This is a genomic window from Paractinoplanes pyxinae, assembly GCF_026626335.1.
GTDB lineage: Bacteria > Actinomycetota > Actinomycetes > Mycobacteriales > Micromonosporaceae > Actinoplanes > Actinoplanes pyxinae.
The window spans coordinates 268,131-293,476 of the sequence record NZ_JAPNTZ010000014.1; the positions used below are offsets into that span (position 1 = coordinate 268,131).

The 25,346-nt window shown below is 71.1% G+C and carries 15 protein-coding genes; 8 read left to right on the plus strand and 7 right to left on the minus strand.

Annotated features, from left to right (window positions below; translation table 11 throughout):
- Positions 1–13: 13 nt before the first annotated feature.
- The gene (locus OWR29_RS35250) at positions 14–697 is read right to left on the minus strand and encodes a hypothetical protein (protein WP_267567807.1); all 684 of its coding nucleotides are present in this window, start codon (positions 695–697) and stop codon (positions 14–16) included.
- Between the two features lie 373 nt (positions 698–1,070).
- Between OWR29_RS35250 and OWR29_RS35255 the strand changes: the two genes are divergently transcribed.
- Positions 1,071–2,432: a dihydrolipoyl dehydrogenase family protein gene (locus tag OWR29_RS35255; RefSeq protein WP_267567808.1), complete on the plus strand. Its 1,362-nt coding sequence runs from the start codon at positions 1,071–1,073 to the stop codon at positions 2,430–2,432.
- Positions 2,433–2,734: 302 nt separating this feature from the next.
- Here the strand turns inward: OWR29_RS35255 and OWR29_RS35260 are convergent, their stop codons facing one another.
- Both OWR29_RS35260 and OWR29_RS35265 read right to left on the minus strand, forming a co-directional pair.
- Positions 2,735–3,496, minus strand: a complete 762-nt coding sequence (locus OWR29_RS35260) for a DUF3152 domain-containing protein (RefSeq protein WP_267567809.1) — start codon at positions 3,494–3,496, stop codon at positions 2,735–2,737.
- 29 nt (positions 3,497–3,525) lie between these two features.
- Positions 3,526–5,226: an ATP-binding cassette domain-containing protein gene (locus OWR29_RS35265; protein ID WP_267567810.1), complete on the minus strand. Its 1,701-nt coding sequence runs from the start codon at positions 5,224–5,226 to the stop codon at positions 3,526–3,528.
- A gap of 1,026 nt (positions 5,227–6,252) precedes the next feature.
- Between OWR29_RS35265 and OWR29_RS35270 the strand changes: the two genes are divergently transcribed.
- Positions 6,253–6,765, plus strand: coding sequence for a GNAT family N-acetyltransferase (locus tag OWR29_RS35270; RefSeq protein WP_267567811.1), 513 nt, complete (start codon positions 6,253–6,255; stop codon positions 6,763–6,765).
- On the opposite strand, the gene OWR29_RS35275 is transcribed toward OWR29_RS35270, so the two are convergent.
- The gene (locus OWR29_RS35275) at positions 6,752–8,158 is read right to left on the minus strand and encodes a tannase/feruloyl esterase family alpha/beta hydrolase (protein WP_267567812.1); all 1,407 of its coding nucleotides are present in this window, start codon (positions 8,156–8,158) and stop codon (positions 6,752–6,754) included. The two genes, OWR29_RS35270 and OWR29_RS35275, sit on opposite strands and share 14 nt — an antisense overlap.
- On the opposite strand from OWR29_RS35275, the gene OWR29_RS35280 reads away from it, so the two are divergent.
- Entirely contained in the window at positions 8,157–9,362 is a 1,206-nt protein-coding gene (locus OWR29_RS35280; RefSeq protein ID WP_267567813.1) for a dienelactone hydrolase family protein, read from the plus strand. The two genes, OWR29_RS35275 and OWR29_RS35280, sit on opposite strands and share 2 nt — an antisense overlap.
- Here the strand turns inward: OWR29_RS35280 and OWR29_RS35285 are convergent.
- Both OWR29_RS35285 and OWR29_RS35290 read right to left on the minus strand, forming a co-directional pair.
- Positions 9,359–14,308: a diguanylate cyclase gene (locus OWR29_RS35285; protein ID WP_267567814.1), complete on the minus strand. Its 4,950-nt coding sequence runs from the start codon at positions 14,306–14,308 to the stop codon at positions 9,359–9,361. The two genes, OWR29_RS35280 and OWR29_RS35285, sit on opposite strands and share 4 nt — an antisense overlap.
- Positions 14,309–14,374: 66 nt before the next feature.
- A complete protein-coding gene (locus OWR29_RS35290) occupies positions 14,375–14,977 on the minus strand; it encodes a GNAT family N-acetyltransferase (protein ID WP_267567815.1) in 603 nt (200 codons plus the stop codon).
- 194 nt (positions 14,978–15,171) lie between these two features.
- Here OWR29_RS35290 and OWR29_RS35295 point away from each other — a divergent pair, with 194 nt between their 5' ends.
- Positions 15,172–16,128, plus strand: coding sequence for an alpha/beta fold hydrolase (locus OWR29_RS35295; RefSeq protein WP_267567816.1), 957 nt, complete (start codon positions 15,172–15,174; stop codon positions 16,126–16,128).
- On the opposite strand, the gene OWR29_RS35300 is transcribed toward OWR29_RS35295, so the two are convergent.
- A complete protein-coding gene (locus tag OWR29_RS35300; protein ID WP_267567817.1) occupies positions 16,024–16,794 on the minus strand; it encodes a hypothetical protein in 771 nt (256 codons plus the stop codon). The genes OWR29_RS35295 and OWR29_RS35300 overlap by 105 nt on opposite strands.
- Before the next feature lie 1,080 nt (positions 16,795–17,874).
- On the opposite strand from OWR29_RS35300, the gene OWR29_RS35305 reads away from it, so the two are divergent.
- The 4 genes from OWR29_RS35305 to OWR29_RS35320 all read left to right on the plus strand — a co-directional run bounded on the left by OWR29_RS35305 (position 17,875) and on the right by OWR29_RS35320 (position 25,219).
- Positions 17,875–18,333, plus strand: coding sequence for a hypothetical protein (locus tag OWR29_RS35305; protein ID WP_267567818.1), 459 nt, complete (start codon positions 17,875–17,877; stop codon positions 18,331–18,333).
- 109 nt (positions 18,334–18,442) lie between these two features.
- Entirely contained in the window at positions 18,443–20,320 is a 1,878-nt protein-coding gene (locus OWR29_RS35310; RefSeq protein ID WP_267567819.1) for an ABC transporter ATP-binding protein, read from the plus strand.
- A gap of 172 nt (positions 20,321–20,492) precedes the next feature.
- Positions 20,493–22,616, plus strand: a complete 2,124-nt coding sequence (locus tag OWR29_RS35315) for a glycoside hydrolase family 95 protein (protein WP_267567820.1) — start codon at positions 20,493–20,495, stop codon at positions 22,614–22,616.
- A complete protein-coding gene (locus tag OWR29_RS35320) occupies positions 22,613–25,219 on the plus strand; it encodes a glycoside hydrolase family 2 TIM barrel-domain containing protein (protein ID WP_267567821.1) in 2,607 nt (868 codons plus the stop codon). The genes OWR29_RS35315 and OWR29_RS35320 overlap by 4 nt, the downstream gene beginning before the upstream one ends.
- Positions 25,220–25,346: the final 127 nt, after the last annotated feature.

Below are 25,346 nucleotides of genomic sequence, written 5' to 3' on the forward strand. Positions count from 1 at the left end.
GGTAGCCGGTCGTTCAGAGGCCGATCGCCGCGGCCGCCGCTTCGTAGCGTCGCGCTTCGTCGCGTACGTCCTGGAGGTCGTCGCGCTCGTTACTGGTCGCCATCCGGAACAGAAGTGCGCGCGCCACCGCCGATTCGCTCACTTGAACATAATCGAGCAGTTCGGGTTGCGCGTTATGCCAACACAGCGCATCCGCGACAACCACTGCTTCGGCGTACGCCGGTGGACGCCAGTAGGGCGAGATGTCGATGATCGCCGGCGGCAGTCCCGGCGCGAACAGCACGTTCTGCGTCAGGTCGGCGTGCACGAGTTGCGCCTCACCGAGCGGCCCGAGCCCTCTTCGCAAACGTTCGGCCGTAGCGGCGAACTCCGGCCGAAACTGTCCGTCTCGCTCACCCCACGCCACCCGATCGCCGCGCGCCCACCAGTCCTGCCGCGCATCAACGAACAGCGGCCGCGCAATGCCCGCCACAGCCCGGTGGAAGGCCCGCCCCGCCTCGATGATCTTCTGCCACGTCTCGGCCCGCGTGTAGTCCGGTTCGCGGCCCTCCACCCAGCGAGTGGCCGACCAGCCCTGAAACTCGAAACTTCCGTCCCGCGTACGCAGGGGGGTCGCCAGCCGAAATTCGGAGCTCTGCACCTCCGCGAGCCCGTCCACCACAGCGGCGACCTCAGGCTTGAGCACCACGTCACCCACCAGCCACGACGTCCCCTGCCCACCACCCAATGCCTTCGGCGACCCCGCAACGCCAAAGGCGCGCAACACAGCGACAGGCGGACGAACACCCACGGACAACTCCGCTCTCCGGAAGCACAACAGATGACGCCGCACGCTCAGTCGTCGGCTGACCGCCGCCCGATCATCAGCCGCGAGCATAACGGCGCCGGCTCTCCCTGACTGTGCACCGGCGGTCACTCCCTCGATCGACCAAGTCAACGGCCGGCGGCTGCCGTGCGATTGAGTCGCAGGGCGCAGTTGCCGCAAGCGAACCGAGTGCTGGGCCGGTGTGTGACGGAACCAGTGGGCGGACCGGGTGTCACGGCGCGGGGCGAAGGTCGATCATTGGGGCATGCAGAGTTACGACGTGGTGGTGGTCGGGGCCGGGCCCGGCGGTGAGGTCGCGGCGGGCAAGCTGGCCGAGGCCGGTCTGAGCGTGGCGATCGTGGAAGGCGACAAGGTCGGCGGGGAGTGCTCGTTCTACGCCTGCATCCCGTCGAAGGCGCTCCTGCGGCCGGGGGAGCTGCTCGAAGAGGTCCGGCACGTGCCGGGTGCGGCCGAGGCGGCGACCGGTTCGCTGGACGTGCCGGCGGTGCTCGGCCACCGGGACGAGCTGATCGGGCACCTGGACGATGCCGGGCAGGTGCCGTGGCTCACCGACCGCGGCGTCACCCTTGTGCGCGGCTGGGGCAAGCTGGTCGGGGAGCGGCAGGTCGCGGTGGGCGACGAGGTTCTGGAGGCGCGCAAGGCGGTCATTCTGGCCGGTGGTACGCGGGCCGCGCTGCCGGACATCGACGGCATCGACGACGTGAACCCCTGGACCAACCGCGAGGCGACCACTGCGCAAGAGATCCCGGCGTCGCTGGTCATCGTCGGGGCCGGCGTGGTCGGGTCCGAGATGGCCCAGGCGTACGTGTCACTGGGCGCCCGGGTGACGCTGTTGGCCGGCCGTGGTGTGCTCCCGCGCGAGGAGGACTTCGCCGGGCAGCAGGTGGCTGAGCGCCTGGCCGAGCAGGGGGTTGACATCCGTACGGGAAGCCGCCCCACCGCTGTGCGCCGCGACGACTCGGGGGTGACGGTGACTCTGGGTGACGGCAGCACCGTGACGGCCGACCAGATCCTGATCGCTACCGGTCGTACGCCGCAAGCAGTTGACCTGGGTCTTGAAGTGGTCGGAGTGAAGTCCGAAGGCTTCGTCGAGGTCGACGCGCACATGCGCGTGCCTGGGCAGGACTGGCTGTACGTGATCGGCGACCTCAACGGGCGGGCGCTGTTCACGCACATGGCCAAGTACCAGGCGGCGATCGCGTCGGGCGAGATCCTGGGCAAGCCGATGGTCGCCGAGCACATGGCCGACGGCCCCGGCGCACCTCGCGTCATTTTCACGTCGCCGCAGGTGGCAGCGGTCGGCCACACCACGACGTCGGCCGAGGAGGCCGGCTTGCGCGTACGCGTCGTCGACGTCGGCACGGAGGCCAACGCCGGCGGCTCCTACTCGGGCGGCGGTGTCGGCACGGCCCGCTTCCTGGTCGACGACCAGCGCAACGTCCTGGTCGGCGTGACGATCACCGGAACCGCGGTGGCGGAGTTCCTGCAGGCCGCCACGATCGCCATCGTCGGCGAGGTCCCCGTGACCCGCCTGCGCCACGCCATCCCGTCTTTCCCGACGCGCAGCGAACTCTGGCTCTACTTCTTCAACGAGCTCGGCATCTGACGCCGGCGCGCGCAACCAGCCGTCGTTCGCCGACGATTCGCTCACCAACGCTCATCCAGGTGTCCATTCGCTCAGCGAGCGGACGCCTGGATGGCTATTCGCTCAGTTCAGGAGTTGATTCGCGCAAGGGTTCGGCTATTGGCTGGCGGTTCGCTCAACTGGTAGGCGGCCGCTGGAAGTCGGGGACGTCGAATCAGCGGTTCGCCGGGCCGGCGCGCGGCCCCAGTCGACTCGCTCACTGGCGGGCGGCTCGGTGTTGTTCGCTGGCGCGCGTGTTGGTGCCCTGCGCGCTGTAGGAGCGATTAGTCGGCGGGCGGTTGGTCGGGGTACTGGCCGGATGGTCCGTGATAGAGGGTGCCGTCCGGGTAGGGCCACGGGTTGATGGTGCAGCCGTGCATGCCCAGGGTTTGCTGCTGCATCACCGGGGCGAGCTCGCCAGGGGCGGGGCAGCGTTCATGGCCGTGGCCCAGGCGGTGGCCGACCTCGTGATTGACCATGTACTGCCGGTACGTGGTCAGCTTGCCCTTGTAGAACGGGACGCCCTTGGCCCAGCGAGCCACGTTCAGCACGACCTTGTTGCCGTTTCGGCAGGACGTGTAGCCGTCGGGGACGTCGGCGCACAGCTTGTCGCGGGTGAGCGGAGTCGCCAGGTAGAGGGTCATGTCGTATTCCTGGCCCGGGCCCACCCGGCGGAACCGCCACTGGCGCCCGCGGATCCAGCCGCGCGGGTCGGCCAGGGTGGCCTCGGCCGCCGCGGCGAAGCTCACCGCCGAGACCCCGGTGATGTCCTGCTCGACGGCCACGCGGTAGCGCAGCAGTCGCCCGCCCCGGCCGGCCGTCGCCGTGCCGGCCGGGGCGAACCGCCACCGGCCGGCGCCCTGATCAGGGAAGGCGATCGGCTTGGGCCGGGGCGCGGACCGGGAGGGCGCCGACGCACGCGCCGGCGTGGATGCCACCACCGGCTGTTCCGCCGCGACCGGTGGCGGTTCGGTCGCGGCCGAGTCGCAGGCGGCGAGGGTGCCCGTCACGAGCACCGCCACGGCCCAGCGGTAGAAACGCATCATCAAGCCCTCCGACCCCATGACGATGTGTCCTACGGGTTGCGTTGCACCTCTGAGGAATTGATCACCAACCGGGGCCAGTCGGCGAGATCCGCCAACATCTGCCGGTCATGCGTCGCGACAACGACGGCCATCGACGTTTCGCGCAGCCCCGCGGTCAACTCGTCGACAAGCGACGCCGACAAGTGGTTGGTCGGTTCATCAAGGATGAGCACATCCGGCCGCCCACCGAGCACGTCCTCCAGGTGCCGCCGCCGCAGCTCCCCAGGCGACATCCGAGCAGCCGAGAGCTGCCGTCGCTGCTCGTGCGCCGCCCGCTCATCCACAACCAGCGGTCGCTGGTCGGACGGCATTCGCTCACTTCCGCGCAACTCTTGCGCGTCCGGTTGCGCGGTGGTGGGCGTTCGCTCAGTGGGGTGCTGGCTGTGCGCGATGGTGAGCGGTCGCTCAGGGGCGTGCAGTTGGTGCTCGGTTGGTGGGGGTTGGTCGGTGGGTGTGAGCGATTCCTGCGCGAGGTAGGCGATCTGGGCGCCGTTCAGTGTGCGCACCTGTCCGTTTGTTGGGGCGAAGGCTCCGGCCAGTGCGGCTAGCAGGGTTGACTTGCCTGCGCCATTTGGGCCGGTCACCAGGAGGCGGTCGCCGGCGGTTAGGCGGACGGAAATGGACGGGGACAGGCGGCCGGGCACTGCTACGTCGGTGGCGTTCAGCAGGGGGAGGCCGGGGCGTGGGCCGGTTGACGGGAAGCGCAGGGGGCGGGGTGGTGGGGGCAGGGTGATTCGGTGGGCGTCCAGGGCCTCCTGGCGGCGGCGCAGGGACTGCACGATTCCGGGGGCGCGGCTCTGGCGCTTGTGTTTGCCTACGCCCTTGTCGGGGCGCCAGCCCGTGGTCAGGCGGCCGCGGGCCTCGTCGACGGCGCCGGCCAGGCGGCGGTGTTCGGCTACCTGGGCGTCGTAGTCCTGCTGCCAGCGGTCGCGTTCCCGGGCGTGGGACTCCTGCCAGGCTGCGTAACCGCCCGCATAGAGGCGTGGCCGGCCGTCCGGGGTCGGGTCTAGGTCCAGAAACTCTGAGGCCACGTCGCGTAACAAAGCTCGGTCGTGCGTGACGACTAGGACGCCGCCGGCATGGTGGCGGAGCCGGTCGGTTAGGAAGTCCAGGCCGTCGGCGTCCAGGTGGTTCGTCGGCTCGTCGAGGATCAGCAGATCGTGGCGCGCACCTAGGACGCACGCCAGGCGCACCCGGTAGCGCTGGCCTACCGACAGCGTGTCCAGCCGGCGAGCCCGGTCGGTGCAGGCGTTCAAGGCTTCCAGGGCGATGTCGACGCGGCGTTCGGCGTCCCAGGCGTCCAGGCGGGTCGCCTCGTCCAGAGCGTTCGCGTACGCGTCGGGGGCGGACTCGACTGTCTCGAGCGCGGCCTCGAGCCGATCAAGCGCCTGTTGCGCCGGGCGGATCGCTTGGGCGACCAGCGTGCCGACCGTTTCGCCGTCGGCGGCTGGTAGTTCCTGCTCGGCGACGCCGATACTGCCGGTCCGCCTCACGCTGCCCTGATCCGGCTGTAGCCGGCCGAGCAGAACTTGCAACAGCGTCGTCTTGCCGCTGCCGTTCGGTCCGACCACGGCCAGGCGTGACTTGCTGTTGAGGGTGACGTCGACGCCGTCGAGTACGACACGGTCGCCGCGCACTACGCGGAGGCCTTCGGCTCGTACGTGGGAAGAAGTTGTCTCGAGAATGTTCACTGTCTGCTTCCGGCTCGTCTGGGAGCCGGGCAGCGCGAGGCGCACCGCCCGGTGAGGACACCAGGACGGCGGTGCGGAAGCTGGGGTTCAGTGAGCTCCGGCCGCCGTCAGCGGCCGGAACGCAACCTCATCGAGGCGGTCAACATGCCGACGACGGTACCCGGCGCTCTCGCGCGGCGCCTCGCATTATTCGGCCCGGCGCCAGCGCCGGCAGCGGCGAGTCGCCGAGCGCGGCCGGCAGGCTGGGTCGTCCTGAGCATGGGGAGGCCGCGCTGGGTCGCGCGCGGGCACGGGCGGCGGTATTGGGTCGCGCGCGAGCATGGTGGCGGTACTGGGTCGCGCGCGGGCATGGGTGGCGCTGGGTCGCGCCGCGTGTGGGCGGCGTCGGGCGTGGGTGGCGCCGCTGGGTCGCGCCGCGTGTTGGCGGCGTCGGGCGTGGGCGGCGGCGCTGGATCGCGCCCGTGTTGCCGGTGACCATCACGTCGGCGGCCGCGACGGAGTACCCAAACGGCGACAAGTGCTCGTACCTGGCCGTGGGCTTGCGTAGCGGCGCTCCCGTCAAGCGCGGGTGAGGCCCCGGGGTAGGAGCAGTGACTGGGCGGCGGGGCCTAGTCGATCGCGGAAGTGGTGGCCGCACTGGGTCGGAGCGAGGAGCGGAAGTTGGTGTCCACCGCGAGGTGGGAGTGCGAGGGCCGATGCGGTGGCGAAGGCGAGTGCGCGCCTGGAGCCGAAGCCGAGTGAAAGTCTCGCCATCGTGCGACGTCGAGTCAGACTGCGGAAGCGAAGCCCGGGGTGGACGCCGAACATCGAGTGGAATCGGCGGCGTCCGCGCAGTAACCGGCATCACACGGAAACGTCCGGCGTCGCAGATTTAGAACGGTAGAGCGGCGGGCAAACCGGCTACCAACGGCCCCGAGGCGTCCCGACGCGCTTCGGCAGATGCTGCGTGTGCCCTCCCTGAACGGAAGCAGCAAAGCGACCGCAAATTCGAAATGCGGCGGTCCAGCCCGTTGCTAGCGTCGCGGCATGGCTGAGCTGATCCTTCCGACTACCGACCTGCATGAGGCCTTCCTCGACTGCCACGACGAGTGGGGGCCGGGCCTGCACGAGGACGGCTTCGGGCTGGGCGGCGACGACGTCCGCTCGGCGGAGGGCTTTGCCGCCTGGGTGCACGAACGCGTGCGCTTCACGCACCCGGCGGGGACGCCCTGCCCGCCGCAGCGGCACGGGTCGCCTCGGTGGATTGTTGAGGACGGGCGGGTTCTCGGGGGGATCGCGTTGCGGCACTGGGAATCCGACCTTGGGCACATCGGGTACGGGGTGCGGCCTTCGGCTCGGCGGCGCGGGCTGGCGAGCTGGGCCCTCGCCCGGATGCTCGTGGAAGCCCGCGCCGCCCTCGGGCTGGACCGGGTGCTCATGCCGTGCCTGGCCGGCAACCTCGCGTCGGCTCGCACTATCGAGCGCAACGGCGGCGTCCTGGAAGGCATCGTGGACACCGGCCACGGCCCGGTCCGGCGTTACTGGATCACTTTGACGTGAAGCGGTGGACGGGGCCGGCCGCGGTCGGCAGCACCTCGGGGGCCTTGCTGTGCTCGACCCACTTGGTCAGCGCGGCCAACGCGTCGTCGTCGCTGACGGCGGGGCCGGTGGTGCCGCAGTGGTCGACCCCGGGCAGCAGGAACAGGCGGTAGAAGTCGTCGACGTCGCGGCCTCCGAAGGCCCGGGCGTGGTAGTCGACCGTGGCCTGGGTCGGGATGAGCTGGTCGGCCAGGCCGTGCCAGGTGAGCAGCTTGCCGCCGGCCCTCGCGAACGCCCGCAGGTCGGGGTCGTTCGTCCCGATCACCTGGTCGTACTGGCGCACCGAGGACGCGTACAGCTGGGAAAAGGTCTTGTAGTTGATCTTTGTCAGGTCGTAGCCGGGGTCCTCGGTGACGAAGAACTTGACCCAGGCCTGCGAGACGAAGAACGGCTGCCCGACCTTGGCCAGCTGGCTCAGGTCGGCGGTGCGGTTCGGGCCGGGGTAGCCCTTCGGACCGGCCCAGATCTTGTTGACGGCGTCGGCCACGGCGCGGCTGATGGTGATCGTCCGGCCCTCGCACACCACCTTGGTGCCGACGAGGTTGCGCGCGTCCCACGTACACGTCTGCGCATCCGGGCAGGCGGCGGTGGCAGCCTTGGTGAAGGCGGCCAGTTCGCAGTCGGTCGGCTGGACCTTCTGCTCGTTGAAGACGGCCTGCGACCATGCCGTGCCGACCGCGAACCGCGCCCAGTTGACCGCGGGCGCCTTGGCCAGGATGCCGTTGAAGTCGGCCGGATGGCTCTGCGCCTCCTCGTAGCCCTGCCGGCCGCCGGTCGAGCAGCCGTTCCAGTACGAGTAGAACTGCGTACGGCCGTAGAAGTTCTTCGTCACCGACTTGCCCACCACAGCCAGGTCGTGCAGCGAGCGCGACGCGAAGTTCTTCACCAGTTCGGCGTTCCCGGCCCAGGCGCTCGGGTTGATCGGATCGGTGCCCACGCCGGCGTCGGTCGCGGCAGTGGCGTAGCCGCCCTTGACCCCCACGACGAGCGGGTGCAGGAACTCGCCGGCCAGGTAGGCGCTGCCGCCGGTGGCCTGGAAGCGGCCGTTCCAGTCCTTGTGCTGGGGCAGCGAGACCTTGATGGCCACGGTGTCGTGCGCGCCCGGGTGGGTCACCGTGACGGTGATGTCGCACCAGGCCGGAACGTCGGTGATCGGCGGATAGTCGGGCAGCGGCGGCGCCGACGGGAAGGTGACGGTGCCGCCGGTGTTGGCCACCGCGGTCACCTTCACCACCTTCGTGCCGGTCGGCGCGGTCACCGGAACGGCGGCGCAGGGTGTGGCGGCGTCGGCGGCCGCAGGCGGCGCCAGTGCGGAGGCGGCCAGCGCCACCAGGACGATCAAGGTTCTTTTCATGTACGCCACCGTCGCCCGGGACACCCGGGGCTCGCCCCAGGGTGGTCCCTGGCCGGATCACGGGTTACCGTCCGGCGTGGACCGCATCCGGCGCTGGGCGTTGCCCGTTCTCGCGCTCGCCCTGGCGCTGACCGGAAGCGTGCTGCTGGCCCGCGCCGGCGGCGATTTCGAACGGCAGCACGTCGTGGTCGACGGCGTGCCGCTCGACGTGGTGCGGCCGGCCGGTGCGCCACCCGGGCCGGGTGTCGTTGTGGCGCACGGCTTCGCGGGTTCGGCCCGGCTGATGGCCCCGTTCGGCGACACCCTGGCCGCCCGCGGCTGGACCGTGGTGCTGCCCGACCTCGACGGCCACGGGGCGAACACCCGATCACCCACGGATCTGCAGCACGACCTCGATGTGGCGGTCACCTACCTGCGGGGGCTGCCGGGCGTCGACGGCAACCGGATCGCGCTGGTCGGGCACTCGATGGGGGCGGGGGCCGTCACCGCGTACGCGATGGACCACCCGGACATCACGGCCACCGTGGCGATCTCGCTCCCCGGCACCGCGCCCGCCCCCGAGGACAGGCCGGCCCGCCTGCTGCTGCTCGTGGGCGGGCTGGAGTTCCAGAGCTTCCGCGAGGTCGCCGAGGACGTTGTCGTCGTGCCCGGCGTGGAGCACATCTCCGTCCTGTACGCGCCGCGCACCCACCGTCTGACCGCCGACTGGCTCGGCCCGGGCGACCAGCCGCTGCCATCACCGGTGCGACGACTCGTGGCGTCCGGCTTGCTCATGCTGGGCCTGCTGCTGGGCTTCCCCACGGTGGCCCGGCTCGGATTCGGGCCGCTGACCATCGCGTACGCCGGGGCCGCGATCGCCGTGCCGTTGCACCTGGGTTTCACGCACGCCGTGCCGGTCGGCCTGCACTGGTTCGCGTTGCTCGCGCTGTGGGCCGCCTTCGCCGTACTGGGCTACTTCGGCGGGTCGCTGCGCGGTGACCTGATCGCGGCCGTGCTCGCCGTCATCCTGATCACCGCGGCCGCCGCGGTGGGGTGGGCGCCCGGCTTCGTCCTGCTCGTCGTGCCGCTGCTGGGCGTGCTGCTGCTGATCCAGGCCGGGCTGTCGGCCGTGCTGCGCGCACGCCACGCCCCGGCCTGGGTGATAGCGCTGACCGGGTCGCTGCTGGTCGCGTGGCCGATCGCCACAACGCTGCCGTTGGCTTAGGCCGATACCAGCGGTTCGGCGACCCGGACGCCGTTGCGGCCGGCCGCCTTGGCCGCGTACAGGGCGGCATCGGCCCGGCGCAGCAGCTCGCCCGTGTTCTCGGACGCGCCGGCGGCCACCGCCACGCCGATGCTGACCGTGACGACGCCGGCCGGCCCGTCCGGGTGCGGGATCCGCAGGTTCTGGATGCCGGCCCGCGTCCGCTCGGCCAGTGTGGCGGCCACGGCCGGGTCGCTGTCGCCCAGGATGAGCAGGAACTCCTCGCCGCCGTAGCGGCAGGCCAGGTCGGTGCCGGCCCGGATCGCCGCGGCCAGCGCCGCCCCCACCTTGCGCAGGCATTCGTCGCCGGCCTGATGGCCGAAGCGGTCGTTGTACTTCTTGAAGAAATCCACGTCAATCATCAGGATGGAGTACGGCCGCCCGGAGTGCCGCAGCCGGTCGTGGTGGGCCTCCAGCGCCTGCTCGAAGCGGCGCCGGTTGGCCAGCCCGGTGAGCGAATCCGTGCTGCTCAGCTCCTCCAGTTTCGTGTTGGCCGCGGCCAGTTCCCGGGTCCGTTCGGCCACGCGGGCCTCCAGTGACGCGTACAGCAGGGCATTGTTCAGCGACACGACCAGCTGGCCGGTGATCAGCGTGACCGCGTCCAGCCGCTCGGCCGTGAACAGGCCGGTGGTCTGCCGGTTGGCCAGCATCAGCACCGCCCGCAGTTCCTCGCCGTGCAGCACCGGCACGACCATCAGCGAGCAGCGCTCGGCGCCGGCCAGGAACGGGTCGCGGGCGAACCGGTCGTCGCGGGTGGCGTCCTCGACGAGCAGCACCTCCCGGGTACGCACGGCGTACTGGAAGGCGCTGGCCGGCAGCACTCCGTACAGCTCGGCGCCCTCGAGGTCGAGCACGTCCGACCCGTCCGGCCCGCCCGGCAGGAACCACGATTCGCCCGACCGGATCACCAGCACGACCTCGGACGCGCCGGTCAGCGCGGTCAGCTGCTCGTTGATGGCCCGCCGCAGCCGGCCCAGGTCGGTCGCCGAGCCCAGCGCCTGCGAGGCCCGCAGGATGGCCATGGTGTCGAGCGCGTCCGACCGGAGCGAGCCGGTGCCTTTCGATCGGGGTCGGGCGCCGCGTTCGGCTCGGCGCAGCCACGGATTCGCGTCCAGCAACTGGGCGACCTTGGCGGTGGCGCCCCATTCGCCGTACACACGCAGCGCTTCCGCGATGTGCAGCCGGGCCCCGGCGTGCAGCCGCACCGAGTCGTACAGCTTGGCCGCCCGCTCCAGGATCAGCGCCGCGTGCCACGGCCGCTGCCGTTCCTGGGCTTCGCGGACGGCGTGGTCGAACCCGAAGAAGGCGGCGGAGAACTCCTCCCGCAGCCAGGCGTCCTCGGCCGCCAGCCAGTGGACCAGGTGGCCGAAGTTGGCCGGGCAGTCCTCGGCCCGCGCCCGCATCCAGGACAGCCCGGCGGTGACGTCCGCGTAGCCGGGGTCGGCGGCCCGATCGCTGACCGGCAGGGTGTGCAGCCGGGTGGCCTGGGCCAGCACCCCCAGCACTCGCGCCTGCGCGCCCAGATAGCCGGGCAGCACCCCGGTCGAGCGCAGAGCCGACGAGGCGTGCCGCTGCAGCGTCTGGTCGTCGCCGAAGATGGCGGCGGCCAGGGCCCGGGCCAGATGGAAAGCGCTGGTCGGGAGTGCTTCCTCGGGTCGTCCGGCCAGGTGGGCCGCCTCGGCGAAGCCGTCGTCGTCGAGGCTGCCGGGCGGCGTGGTCCGGCCTTCGAGCGCGCGGGCCAGTTGCCGGTGCGCGACCGCCACATCGGCGAAGAACGCGTTCCCCGTACGGTCGTCGAACGCCAGCGCGGCCTCGATGTCCGCGGCGTACTCGTCCACTGTGGCCGTCGACTCCAGCTGCCCGGCCAGCAGGGCGTTCCACGCTCCGGCGGCCATCTCGAGCTCACCCCCGCGTACCAGCCCCTCGTACGCCCGGCGCAGCTCGCCGATGGTCTGCTCGATCGGATCGGTCCACACCTGCAGCTGCATGGCGTACCGGTAGCGCACCAGCGACGTGAACGGCTCGTAGTCGCGGTCCTCGCTCACCGCCAGCATGTGCCGCCCGATCCGCACCCCGGCCCGGTAGTCGCCGATCACCTGCAGCAGCAACATGCCGACCGCGCTGAGTGTGGAAGCGAGCTGCGGGGACGGGCCGTGCCGGAGCCACATCCGCCACGCCTGCAGGAGCACCCAGGCGCCCAGCAGCCGCTCGCCCAGCAGGAAACACATCGGCATGAGCTTGCCGAAGACCCGGGTCGCGGCCAGCAACCGCGGGTCGGCCACGTCAGGGCGGGCCAGGTCGGCCGTCTGGTCCAGGGCGGCTGCCCACGCCTGGATCTCGCCCAGGTGCTCGGGCATGCGCCTGCCGAACTCCGGGCCCGGCAGCTCGTACCCCAGCCGTACGAGCAGATCCTTGCCCAGTTCGAGGGCTTCCCGCTGGCGCGAGCGCTGGGCGAGGCTGCTCAGCTGCACGACGGCGACGGCAGTCAGGCGTACGGGATCGGGCTTTGACCTTGCCACCTCGGCGTACACGGCGTCGGCGTCCTCGAGCCGGCCGAGCTGATAGAGCGCCGCATGCCGCCGCCCCAGCGCGTCGACGAGAGCCGTGTCGTCCGGGTCGTCGCCCAGCGGCTGCACGGCGGCGCCCGCGAACCCCTCGGCGGACTGATGGTTGCCGGCCGCGGCGGCCCGCTCGGCGGCCACCGCGAACAGCCGGGCCATCGAACGGCGCTCGCCGTCCTCGGTGACCAGCCCGGCCGCCTCCAGGTACTGCTCGGCCGCGTGGACCGCCGTCTCCGCGGCGGCCGCCAGGTGCCGGGCCATCGTCAGCCGGGTCCGGCGCCGCTCCTCGTCGGGCAGCCCGGCCAGCGCGGCCTGGCGCACCCGCTCGTTGCGCAGCATCGGCAGCAGCGGGGCGTCCGGATCGCCCGGCGTGGCCGAGACGACGATCAGCTCCTCCTCCAGCAGCGGATACATCGGAACCTGAAGCCCGATCAGCGGCAGCCCGGCCGCCCGGGCCAGCACGGCCGCGCTCACGTCCTTGCCGCCGAGCAGCGCGAGCAGGCGCAGCAGCCGCCCCGATTCGGCGGGCAGGCTGTCGATGCGGTCGCGCAGCAGGCCGACCACGTCGCTGCGGGCCGCCTGCTCCCGGATACGCTGCTCGTCCCAGCGCCAGCCGTCCTCGCCGAGGGTCAGCGCCCCGCCCCGGCGCAGCGCGTTGACCAGTTCCAGGGTGTCCGACGGGTTGCCGCCGGTCCAGCGGTGCAGCAGGCCGGCCAGTTCGCCGGCGGCCGCCGCGGGCAGCCGCAACGCCTCGCGCAGCAGTTCGCGGCAGCTGTCCGGCGGCAGGTCGTCCAGGCGCACGGTCCGGTCCGCCCGGCGCGCGGCCAGGGCGCTCAGCGGATGGTCGCCGTCCACCTCGTCCGGCCGGAACGCGCCGACCACCAGCACACCCTGCAGGCCGGGCTCGGTCAGCACCGCGTCCAGCAGCTCGATCGAGGTCGGGTCGGCCCACTGCAGGTCGTCCAGGGCCAGCAGCACCGGATGACGCGGATCGGCCACCGTGCCGAGCAGCGCGACGACCGCCTGCCGCAGGCGGATGCCGGCGTCGGCGTCCCCGGCCGGGTTCTCGTCGGCGCCGCCGCGCAGCAGGTCACCGAACTCGGGAACGGCCGCCGCGATCAGGCCGGCGTTGGGGCCCAGCGCCTCGAGCAGCGACGCCCGCAGGGCGGCCAGCGCCTCCGGCTGCTCGGCCAGCAGCAGCGTGCCCAGGCGGCGCAGGGCCAGCAGAACCGGGCCGGCCGTGGCGCCCTGCCGGGCCGGATCGGCGCGGCCGGTCGCGAACCAGCCGCCGCGGGCGGCCACCGGGCGCCGCAAAGCGTTGATCAGAGCGGACTTGCCGGTGCCGGCGGCCCCGGTGACGAACAGCCCGCGGTCGCCGCCGAGCACGGCCTCTTCCCACGCGGTGCGCAGCGTGGTCACCTCGGCGTCGCGGCCGATCAGCACCGAGGGCGCGGTCAGCCGCAGCGGGAAGTCGCGCTCGCCGAGCGGGAACGTCGCGGCGGGGCTCTCGCGCAGCCGGGCCAGGTCGTGGGCCAGGCCCTCGGCGCTCTGGTAGCGGCGGCCGGGCTCCTTCTCGAGCAGCTTGGCCACGATCTCCGACAGCATCGCCGGGGTCTCCGCCCGTACACCAGAAAGCGGGACGGGCACGCGCAGCAGCAGGTCCCGCAGGTGTTGCAGATCGTCGTCGTGGGGGAGCGGCGGATGGCCGGCCACCACCTCGTAAATGGTGGCGCCGAGGGCGTACAGGTCGGCCCGGTGGTCGACGGGCAGGCCGGTGCGCCCGGTCTGCTCGGGCGGCAGATACTGCAGCGTGCCCTCGATCTCGCGCAGGGTGCCGAACGCGGCCTGGTCCTCGGTGAACAGGCTGCACACGTCGAAATCGAGCAGCACCGGCCGGCCTGAGTCGTCGATGACGATGTTGGTCGGGTTGATGTCCTTGTGCACGACACCGCGGGCGTGCAGGCCGGCGATGACCCGGGCCAGCCGGTGGGCCAGCCGCGGCACGGCGTCCAGGTCGATCTCGTGGGCGGCCATCGCGTACGCGAGGGTCCGTCCGCCCTCGTCGGTCAGCAGTTCCGCGTCCGGGTGGGTCCATTCCGACAGACGGCCCACCCCGGGCAGACCGGCCAGCCGCAGCAGCACGGCGTGCTCGCGCCGCCGCCGGGCCGCACCGCCCGGGCCGAGATACTCCTTCCACACGACGGTCGTCTCACCGTCGGGCAGATAGATGCGCTTGATCAGCGTGCGGTCGCTGGACGAGAGCACCACGTGGTGCGAGCCGGCCATGGACAGCTCCCGCGGCTGTCCCGCCCGGCTCTGCACACCCATCGTCACCGTCCGTCGCACGGGTCCCGCTCCGGCGGCGGGGATCGCCTCCTACCTGTTCGGCCTGACGATGCGACTCGTGAGCACCTAGGCGGCGTTGAGCATGGTCCAGCCGGCGCGGGTGGTGAAGCCGAGCCGTTCGAAGAAGGGCACGGTGTCGGCGGTCGCGTGCAGGTACGCGGTGTGGGCCCCGGCGGCGGCGCCGCGCCGCAGGATCGCCTCGGTGAGCACCCGGGCGTACCCCTGGCCGCGATGCTCGGGCCGGGTGCCGATGTTGGCGATGGCGAGGTGGCCCTGAGCCAGCAGCCCGGCGCCGGCCGCGACGACCAGGCCGCTCGTGGTCTCGGCCACGTACGCCCCGATCTGCGGGTTGGCCAGCACCTCGGCGGTGTAGACGCGGGCCACGGTCTCGTCCGGTACGCCGAAGGACTGCCCGATGACGGCGGCGAACGTGTCGTACTCGTCGCTGGCCAGGCGGCGCACCAGGGCCAGCTCGGCCGGCACGGAACCGCTGGAGGAGCGGCCCTCGAGCTCGGCCACCATGAACTGCTGGTTGCCGGGGCCGGTCAGGCCCAGTTGGGTGGCGGCGGGCCGCACCCGGGGGCGACCGCGTCGGCGCGACGTGGCCAGCATCTCAACGGCGGCCCGGAAGGCCCGGGCGGAGGATTCGGTGGAATTGGTGGGCTTCATGCGGACCTTCAAGGGCAATTCAGCGGGCGGAAGACGTGAATCCGCCTCTCGTTCAAGCGGGAACAATAGCTCGCGATTTCCCGCCCGGGGGTGCGGCCCGTGATCCGACCCGGGTCTCGCACTGGTCCCTGAGCTGCCGCTTCTTGCCAGGGTGAAGCAGGGGAACTTTCAACCGGTGGGGGGACGGAACGGTGATGGGTGTCGTCGATGTGTGCGGGCTGGCGCTGAGTTTTCACGTACGAGGCCGGGGCGGACCGGTGTGCGTGGCGCTGCCGGGCGGGCCGGGACTGTCCTGGCAGTACCTGCGGATGCCCGCCCTCGAACAGGCTATGAGAGTCGTCTACGTGGAGCCGCTGGGCTCCGGCGGGTCGGGGAAACTGCCTTCCCATCCGTACGGCTATGACCGCGCGTTGCATGCCCGGGCCCTCGATCGGCTGCTTGATCAGCTGGGATGCCCGGAGGTGTATCTGCTCGGCCACGGGCACGGCGGACGGGTGGCCCAGTACTACGCGCTGCGGCGGCCGGACCGGCTGGCCGGGCTGATCCTGCACGGCAGCTCGCCGGTGGACGGTCCCGAACTCGAGGAGGAGAGCCGCCACCAGTTCGAGCGGTTCGTCCGGCGCAACCAGGCCAACCCGGCACTACCCGCGGTCATCGACGCGGTCCGGTTGCTGCCGACGCTCACCGACTCGCTCACGACGGTGGCCAGGCGCGCTTTCCCGGCGCTGGTGGCCCACTACTGGGGCCGCCGCGAGGAGTTCCTGCCGCTGCGGTCGAAACTGCGTCTCTCGTACGTGTCCCCGCGCCGGGCCGACGGTTCGGCCGACCCGGTCGACGACCGGCAGGCGTTGCGCAGCCTGCGCGTGCCCACACTCGTGACGGCGGGCAGCTACGACATCGTCGGGGGGATGAGGTGGGGGCGCGAGCTGCAGTCCCTGATCCCGAACGCACGGCTGCTGGTGCTCGCGTGGAGCGGCCACCTGGGCCACGTGGAAGAGCCGGAACGCTTCGCCGAGGGAGTGCAGGACTTCGTCTTCGCTCCCGGCCTAGGCCCCGAGGTCGTCCAAGGCGAAGGTCGGCTGCAGGAAGCGGATCGTGCTGGTGGCGCGCAGGCCGATGCGCTCGAGAACCGGGCGGCCCTCAGCGGTTGAGTGCGCCAGGACGCGGCGGTGGGGGCCGGCCCCGAAGATGGCCTGACGGGTAACGGCCTCCCCGTAGCCCCGGCGTGACTCCTCGGCGAGGGTAGCCACGAACGCCACGACGAGAACGTCCCCACTGGAAACCGCGGCGGCGCAGGTGACGGGCCGCCCGTCGCGATAGCCGATGACGGCGTACGCGTCGTCGAGCAGCAGCGGGGAGCCGGTGAACGCCTGCTGACCGACGGAGGCCGGCGCGTCGTAGGCGAGGGCGTTGATCTCGCCGTAGGTGCGAAGGTCGTCCTCCGTCTCGACCCGGCGGAACTCGAGGTCGGGGTGGTGCGGCTGGTCGACGGTGGTCTCGCCGTCCATGCCGTAGCCGGTGAAGGCGATCTCCAGGCCGGTCGCGGCGGCCCGCTCGTCCAGCTCTTGGCGGGCGCGCGGGCTCAGCAGATCGTCGAAGATCCAGAGGTAGCCGCCCTCGGACTGCTCCCGCAGGAAGGCGGCCGCGCGCACGAGCTGCTCGCTGAGGTCTTCAGCGGGAATGTCCTGCGCGCTGAGCGTGATCGCGTTCGCCAGCCCGAAGGGGCTGCCGGCCCAGAGGTAGTCGACCCCGTCCCCACCGGATGGCTCGGCCCCCAGCCGCCCCCAGACCGAGACGAGCTGGTCCCTCGACTCCACCGCTCCCATGACAATCCCCTCCGAACGCCGGCGTTGCCCCCCAGTACCCCGATTCGGCCCACTGCAGCGCTGTGTCCCCCGACACGCCGCATCATCCGACCACCGCCCCGGCGATGGCCCACCCGCGCCCGCGTTCGCGTTCGCGTTTCTGTCGCTTCCGCACCCGGCTCGCCCCTCCATCCGCATGGACCTCCGCAAACGCGCTCGCGTCCTTGCCCGCGCTCGCGTCGTTGAGTCAGGCCCCGCCAAGCCGCGCTGAATTTCGCCATTTGTTCGCAGTGCAGGAACGCCGACAGTAACAATTTGGCAGTGGCCGAAGACGGCGATACTTCGTTTCGAACACTGCTGAGATTGGCATGATCGAATACTGATGTGGAGCGGGATCGGCGCGAAATAATATCGGCATGGGGCAGATATCTCTGTTCAGCCGGTCCGAAATCGCCACAATGCGCGACCGAACCAGGGCGCGCAATTACTCCCCAAGCAATGATGCATTCCGGCGCGACCATGAGCGCCGCCACGCGTGGGGCTTGCATCGGAGGCATTCCGAGAAGCTGCGCTGGCTCCTGGCCTCCGGATCGGAGTGGGCCAGTGCTGCGGCCCATGCGCTCCCTCCACCCCCGTCTCGCCCGTCGCCGCCCGCTACGACCGGGTTCGCCGCCACCACCGCGGCCACTGCAACGCGGATTCCCGCAACTCGGACGGCTGCGACCGCCGGGCCCGTCCGGGGCGCCTCCCGGCCCACAACTGCCGTCCACGCGTCCCGACCGGTCGGAGCTTTGGCGCCCGCGGGCCCCGCGCGCCCCGCGGGCCCAGCGCGCTCCGCGCCTTCCGCAGCCGATGCGCATTCGTGCGCTTCGGCTGCGGCAGTCCGGCCTTTCGTGTCTTCGGCTAGCGTGCGCGGGGTGCGTTTTACCGAATTCATTGGGTGCTGTTTGGGTTGGGTCGAGGTGAAACTCAGGCATGGATCTGATGCTTTTGGTGGGCGGGGGTTGCTGTGCTGTGGTTGCGGTTCAAAGCGGCTTGTTATTTGACGTCGTCCTGGGGTGTGCGGTTTTGGTGTTTGTTTAGTGTGCGTTTATGCGTGTTCTGGTGGATGGGGTGGTGGGGCGGACGGTCCTGTTGTTCGGGGCGGGGTCGGATCCTGGGGTCGACGTGACTTGGGGGCGTGGGGTCACGCTTGCTGTCGATGACGGGGAAGGGGAGGAGGTCGAAGCGACGGCAGGAGTTGGGGTCGTGGGGGTCTCGGTAAGCGGGCTGCGGGCGCTGGCGTTCGCCGGGCGGCGCCCCGAAGTGGTTGATCGGGTTGTTCTGGTGCGGACTCCGATTCCGGAGGATGACGGGCTGGGCTTTGCTGCCATCACAGCCAAGACGTTGCTGTTGTACGGGCGTGCGGATGCGCGGCATGCGGTCTGGTGGCAGAAGCGGCTTCCTGCAGCTCGGCTCGAGGTCAATCCGGACGGGCATGACGATCTGCTGGTGGGGATGTGGCATCGCGTGTTGTCGCATGTTGCGCCTCGGTGTAAGCGGCCTGCGTGAAGTGATTCACGTGGAATCGACACGTGCCTAACTCTTTCGGGTAGGCGACATCCGGCTGCTTCTCGGCGAGTGTGGAGGGTGCCGAGGTTCCACGAGGAGCGGGGTGGCTGTGAGCGTCACGAACGAGACAGTGCTGCCGGAGCTGCGGAACGCCTGGTGGGAGCATGGGGTGCGGCGGCGGGCCGAGACGGGGGTGCTCGGCGTGTTCGCCGAGCTTCCGCAGTTCGTCCGGCAAGCGATCGGGGTGGCCTGGCGGGCGGACAAGGTGCGCACGTCGGTCGTGGGGCTGGCCACGCTCGGCAGCGGGGCCATGGCCACGTTCGGGTTGCTGTCGACGCAGAAGCTGCTCGTCGCGCTGTTCGCGGGCGGGCCGACACCAGACCGGGTGCGGGCCGCGTTGCCGGCGCTGACGGCGCTGGCGGCGGCCACTGCCTTGCGAGGGGCGCTGGGCATCGCCATCGGGTACGCGCAGAACGGGCTCACGCCGCGGGTCAATCAGGCCGCTGAGCGCCGGCTCTTCGAGGCCACCACCGCCGTACGGCTGGACGCCTTCGACGCCGACGCGTTCGCCGACGACATGGAAAGGGCGAGTCGCGGCAGCGACGCGGCCAACGGGCTGGTCCACGACACCTCGAACGTGCTGGCCGGGTTCGTCGGGCTGATCGCCGTGGCCGTGGCCGTCGTCGTCATCAACCCGTTGCTGCTGCTCGCGCTGGTCGTCGCCACGGTTCCCAACGGGTTCGCGGCACTGCGCGCGGGCCACCTGCGGTACTCCAGCTATCTGGCCGGATCGGTGCGCCGGCGACGCCGCAACGTGCTCGAACGGCAGATGGCCGACCGCGAATCCGCCCCGGAACTACGGTCGTACGGGCTCAGAAGCTTCCTGCTCGGGCAGTACGACATGGTCATGGGCGCGCAGACCACCGAAGACCTCACCCTGGCCCGCCGCGTCACCACGACCACCAGCGTCGGCGCGGTGATCAGCGGGCTCGGGCTGGGCGGCGTGTGGGTGCTGCTCGGCTTCCTGCTGGCCGGCGGCCACATCCCGCTGTCGGCCGCGGTGACCTGCGTCGTCGCGGTCCAGGCGGCCCAGCGCGCTCTGTCCACGGTCACCTTCCAGCTCGACGGCATGTTCACCGACGGCCAGTTCTTCAAGGAGTACGTCAACTTCCTCGAACGGGCCAAGCAGTACATGCCCGGCGCCGACAAAGCGAGCCGCCCGAAGCCGGAGGCCTTGGACCGCCTCGACATCCGGGCCGTCAGCCTGCGCTACCCCGACCGGGACACCTCGGCCGTCGACCAGGTCTCGCTCACTATTGAGGCCGGCCAGACCGTCGCGTTCGTGGGCGAGAACGGCTCCGGCAAGTCGACGCTGGCCGCGATGATCGCCGCTCTGCGCGCCCCGACCGACGGCGTGATCGAGTGGAACGGCCGGCCGATGGGGGAGTGGGACCGCGACGCGTTGATCGCCCGCATCGCCGTGGTGCTGCAGGAGCACCACAAATGGCCCTACACGGCGGCCACTAACATCGCGATGGGCGACCTGGCTGTCGACCCCGAGCAGGACCGCATCGAGGCCGCGGCGCTGCGGGCGGCCGCGCACGAGACGATCGAAGCCTTGCCGTACGGCTATCGCACCCTGCTCGACCGGACGTTCAAGGAAGGCCACGACCTCTCCGGCGGGCAGTGGCAGCGGATCACGGCCGCCCGCGGCTTCTACCGCGACGCCGACCTGCTCATCATGGACGAGCCGTCGTCCGCGCTCGACCCGCGCGCCGAGGAAGCCCTTTTCCAGGCGATTCGCAGCCGCCAGGGCCACCGCACCACCATCCTGATCACGCATCGCCTGGCCAACGTCAAACACGCCGACCAGATCTTCGTGCTGCACGAGGGAGTCCTGGTCGAGCGGGGCACCCACGCCGACCTGATGGCGCGCGAGGGCCGCTACGCGGGGCTGTTCACCCTGCAAGCAGCGGGCTATCGTTAGGGCTGTTTCGTGGCAGGGGCGGGGCTGCGGCGAGGCCCAGATCCCGCCTGGCGGCGTCCCGCGAAAGCCCGGTTCCAACACCGGGAGCCGGGCTTCCGCGGGCCACCACCAGACGAAATCTGGACCGCGCCTCGCTCCCACCCCTGCCACGAAACAGCCCTAACCTACGGGAATGGAGATCGAGCGTCGTCTGTGGTCGTCCGAGCCGGCTCGGGAATGGCTCGAGGCGTATCCGCTCGGCAACGGGCGGCTGGGCGCGATGGTGTACGGCACGCCGGGGCGCGAACACCTGCAGCTGAACGACGGCACGGCGTGGTCGGGCAGCCCGTCCAGCGAGCGCGAGAACAGCCGCATCGATCCGTCGGTGGCGGCCGAGGCTCTGGAGGTCGCGCGGGCGGCGCTGAGGAACGGCGATCCGGTCGAGGCCGACCGCCGGGTGCGAGCGGTGCAGGGCGGCTGGTCGCAGGCCTATCTGCCCTTCGCCGACCTATACGTGTCGACCGGCGACGGCGAGGTCACGGAGTACCACCGCGAGCTCGATCTGGGAACCGCCACCCATCGCGTCCGCTACAGGTTGGGCGGCAATCCGATCGTCCAGCGGTGTTTCGTCTCGCAGCCCGACGGGGTGCTGGTGCTCGTGATCGAGTCGGGCGAGCCGATCGGCATCTCGTGGTCGCTGTCGTCGCCGCTGCGGGTGCTGGGCGAAGGGGACGACTGGTTGACCGTGCGGCTGCCCAGCGATATGCCGCCGCCGCACGAGCCGGACCTGTCTCCGGTCTGGGGCCCGGACGCCTTGCAGGGAGCCGTGGTGGGGCGGGTCCGGCACGACGGGCGCCGGTTCGAGCTGATCCTGGCCACCGAGACGACCTTCGACGGCATCGGGCGGGAACCGCGCGGGGATGCGGGTTCGGCGCGGCGGCGGGCCACGGAACGCGTCGATCGGGCCTTCGAACGGGGTGTCACCGAATTGACCGGGCGCCACGTTCAGGCGTACGGGGAAAGGTTCTGGCGCACCAAGCTGGAGCTGCCCACGCATCCGGAAGCCGCGCGGCTCTTCCACTACGGCCGCTACCTGGCGATCAGTTCGTCGGCGCCGGGTGGGCTGCCCGCGACGCTGCAGGGGCTGTGGAACGACCAGCTGCGGCCGCCGTGGAGCTCGAACTACACGATCAACGTCAACACCGAGATGAACTACTGGGCAGCCTCGACGGCCGATCTGGGCGAGACCCTGGAACCGGTGCTCGATCTGCTGGTCGCGCTGAGCGAGAAGGGTCGCGCCATTGCCCGTACGGTGTATCAGGCGCGCGGCTGGGTCGGGCATCACAACACCGACGCCTGGGCCTTCTCATCACCGGTCGGGCGTGGGAAAGCCGACCCGGCGTGGGCGTTCTGGCCGATGGGCGGGGTCTGGCTGTGCTGGCTGGTGTTCGACGTCGAGGACGAGCGGGTGTGGCCGATCCTGCGCGGCGCCGCCGAGTTCTGCCTCGACTGGCTGCCGCAAGGGCTCTCGACCTCACCCGAGAACCATTATCTGGCACCGTCCGGCGAGGCGGTCGCCGTCGCACAGTCGTCCACTATGGATGCCGCGCTGGTTGCTGGATTGTTCGACGCAGTGCTGCAACGCGGGCCCGCGGACGATCCGGTGGTGGCCGAGGTGCGAGCGGTCCGGCCGACGATTCCTGATCCCGTCATTCGGAACGGGCTGATCGAGGAATGGCCGGGGAGCCCACCGCCCGCCGAGCCGCACCACCGGCACGTCAGCCATCTGGTGTTCGCCTATCCGGGGGACACGCCGGCCGATCCGGAGGTGCGGGCGGCCGTCTCGCGCAGCCTGGACGCTCGTGGCGACGAGGCGACCGGGTGGTCCCTGGCCTGGAAGCTCGCGCTGCGGGCCCGGCTGCACCAGCCCGAGCACGTGTCCCGGCTGCTCGAATTGGTGCTCCGGCCGGCCACCGCCGAGCGGGCCGGGCTCTACCCCAACCTGTTCTCGGCCCACCCGCCGTACCAGATCGACGGGAACCTGGGATACGTTGCGGCCGTCGCCGAGATGCTGGTGCAGAGCCATTCGGGCATGATCGAGTTGTTGCCGGCCGTTCCGTCGCAGTGGCGGGAGGGGCGGGTGACCGGTCTGATCGCGCGACCCGGCGTCGCGGTCGACGTGGCCTGGACGACGCAGGACGGCCAGGCACGGGTGACCGAGTACGCGCTGCGGGCCCGCCGCCCGCAGGCCCGCACGACCATCACTGTTGTGGTCAACGGCCGCCGGGAGGTCGTGGACCTCAGCTCGGGGGAATGATGACGGAACTGTTCGAAGTCATCGAGCCGCCGGTGGGCGCGCTGCCGGCGCGGGCGCGGCTGCGCTCCGACGCGGGCGTGCTGTCCCTCGACGGTACGTGGCAATTCTTCTGGTCCCCGACGGCCGACACCGGCAAGGATCCGGCCGACCCGGGCACGACCTGGGACACGCTCCCGGTGCCGTCCCATTGGCAACTGCACGGGTACGGGTCACCCGCTTATACGAACGTCCGCTTCCCCTTCCCGGTCGATCCGCCGTACGTTCCCGAAGCGAACCCGACCGGCGAGTACCGCCGCATCGTGCGCCGTCCCAGAGACTGGCGCGGTGGACGCGTCCTGTTGCGCTTCGACGGCGTCGACTCGTGGTTCCAGGTGTGGGTCAACGGTGAGGAGGTCGGGCGGGCCTCGGGCAGCCGGCTCACCGTCGAGTTCGACGTGACCGAGCAGCTGACCGGCGGCGACGACGTGCTGGCGGTGCGGGTGCATCAGTGGAGTTTCGGCAGCTACGTCGAGGATCAGGACCAGTGGTGGCTGTCCGGGATCTTCCGCTCGGTGGCGCTGCTGCACCGGCCCGAAGGCGGCATCGACGACCTGTTCGTGGTGGCGGCGGGCGACGGCTCGCTGTCGGTCACCGCGCCGGTGCCGGTGCGGTGGTCGCTGGACGCCACGGACATCCAGCCGTGGTCGGCCGAAAAACCGGCTCTGTACCGGCTGTCCGTGAGCACGGACGCCGAGACCGTGTCGCTCGACATCGGGTTCCGGACGGTCAGCATCGACGGCGATCGGCTGCTGCTCAACGGCGCCCCGCTGGTGTTCCGCGGCGTCAACCGGCACGACATCGACGCGCGTACGGGCCGGGCTGTTTCGCGTGCCCGCATGGAGCACGACGTCGCGCTGATGAAGAAGCACAACATCAACGCCGTACGCACGAGCCACTACCCGCCCGACCCGTACTTCCTGTCCTTGTGCGACCGGCAAGGGTTGTATGTGATCGAGGAGTGCGACATCGAGACGCACGGCTTCCAACTGGTCGGCTGGCGGGGCAATCCGTCCGACGACCCGGCGTGGGCCGACGTGTACCTCGACCGGATGCGGCGCATGGTCGAGCGGGACAAGAACGCGCCCAGCGTGGTGATGTGGTCGCTCGGCAACGAGGCGGGATGGGGGCGCAATCTGGCCGCCAACGCCGCTTGGACGAAGGGGCGCGACTCGACCCGGCCGATCCACTACGAGGCCGACGAGGAAGGTGTGAGCGTCGACGTCTACAGCCGCATGTATCCCACGTACGAGAAATTGGAGGCGATCGGGCAGGGCCTCGGGCCGGCCCCTGAGCTGCCGATGATCATGTGCGAGTACGGGCACGCCATGGGCAACGGGCCGGGCGGGCTGGCCGACTACGAGGCGATCATCGACGCGTACCCGCGGATCGCCGGGGGCTTCATCTGGGAGTGGGCCGACCACGGGCTGCTGCGCGACGGCTCCTACCGCTACGGCGGCGACTTCGGCGAGCCGGTGCACGACGGGTCGTTCGTCATCGACGGGCTGATCTTTCCCGACCGTACGCCGTCACCGGGCCTGACCGAGCTGGCGGCGATCAAGACGCCGGTGCGCCTGAGCTTCGACGGCGACGACCTGTTCATCGAGAACCGCTGGAGCTTCACCGACACCGCGGACGTCGTGTTCGCGGCGGCGGGCGAAAACCTTGACGTGCCGGTGATTCCGCCGCTCTCGTCCTACCGCCTGACCGGCGTGCACTCGGATGTGACCGCCACCCATGACGGGCGTGTGCTGTCGCGGGCGCGGCGGCCTCCTTCGGTGGTCGCGGCTGTGGTTCGGGCCGGGCGGTCGATCCCACGTCCTGACCGCTTGGGACCGTTCCCGTTGGCCGGGCTCACGCTGGACGCCTGGCGGGCGCCGACCGAGAACGACCGCTTCCCGGGCTGGGACGGCGAGGTGTCGATGGAGGAGCAGTGGCGGGCGGCCGGACTCGACCGGCTGGTGTTCTCGCCGGGGCGAGGGCGGTATCAGCCGGCCGGGCTCGACAGCGGCTTCGAGGTCGACTGTCGGTGGTCGGAAGCCGGCGGTGGGATCCGGCTCGAGGTCGACATCGCTCGACTGGGGGAGTGGCAGCTGCCGTTGCCGCGGCTGGGGATAGCTCTCGCTCTGCGGACTCCGGATCCCGGCTCGGTGGTTTTCGAATGGCTCGGGCTGGGGCCGGGCGAGTCCTACCCCGATTCGCGGGCGGGCGTCTGGCACGGCGAGCACCGGATGAGCGTGCGGGAGGCGCAGACGCCGTACGTGGTCCCGCAAGAGAACGGCAACCGCTCCGAGGTGACCCGGATGAGCCTCGCCGTGCCTTCGGGGAAGCTCGAGATCGCCGGTGATTCGCCCTTCGATGCGGCTGTGCGGCCGTGGTCAACTGCTGCGCTCGAGAACGCGCGGCATGCCGACGAGCTGGTCGAGGGGGATGTGCTGTGGGTGCATCTTGCAGCCGGGGTGACCGGGCTGGGTTCGGCGTCGTGCGGGCCGGCCGTGCGTCCAGCGGCCCGATTTCAGGCGGCCCGGGTGCGGCTCGCGTTCGTCTTCACGACGCTCACTTCGTAGCAGGGCCTGGCCGGCTGCTGTCGCGGTGGCGTGGCCGGGTCTGAGCTCGCTCGGCTGGTGATGTCGAGGTCGGCGTTCCTGGCTCGCTGCCTGGTGAGGCGTGGGCCAGCCGCTGCGGGCGGACGGT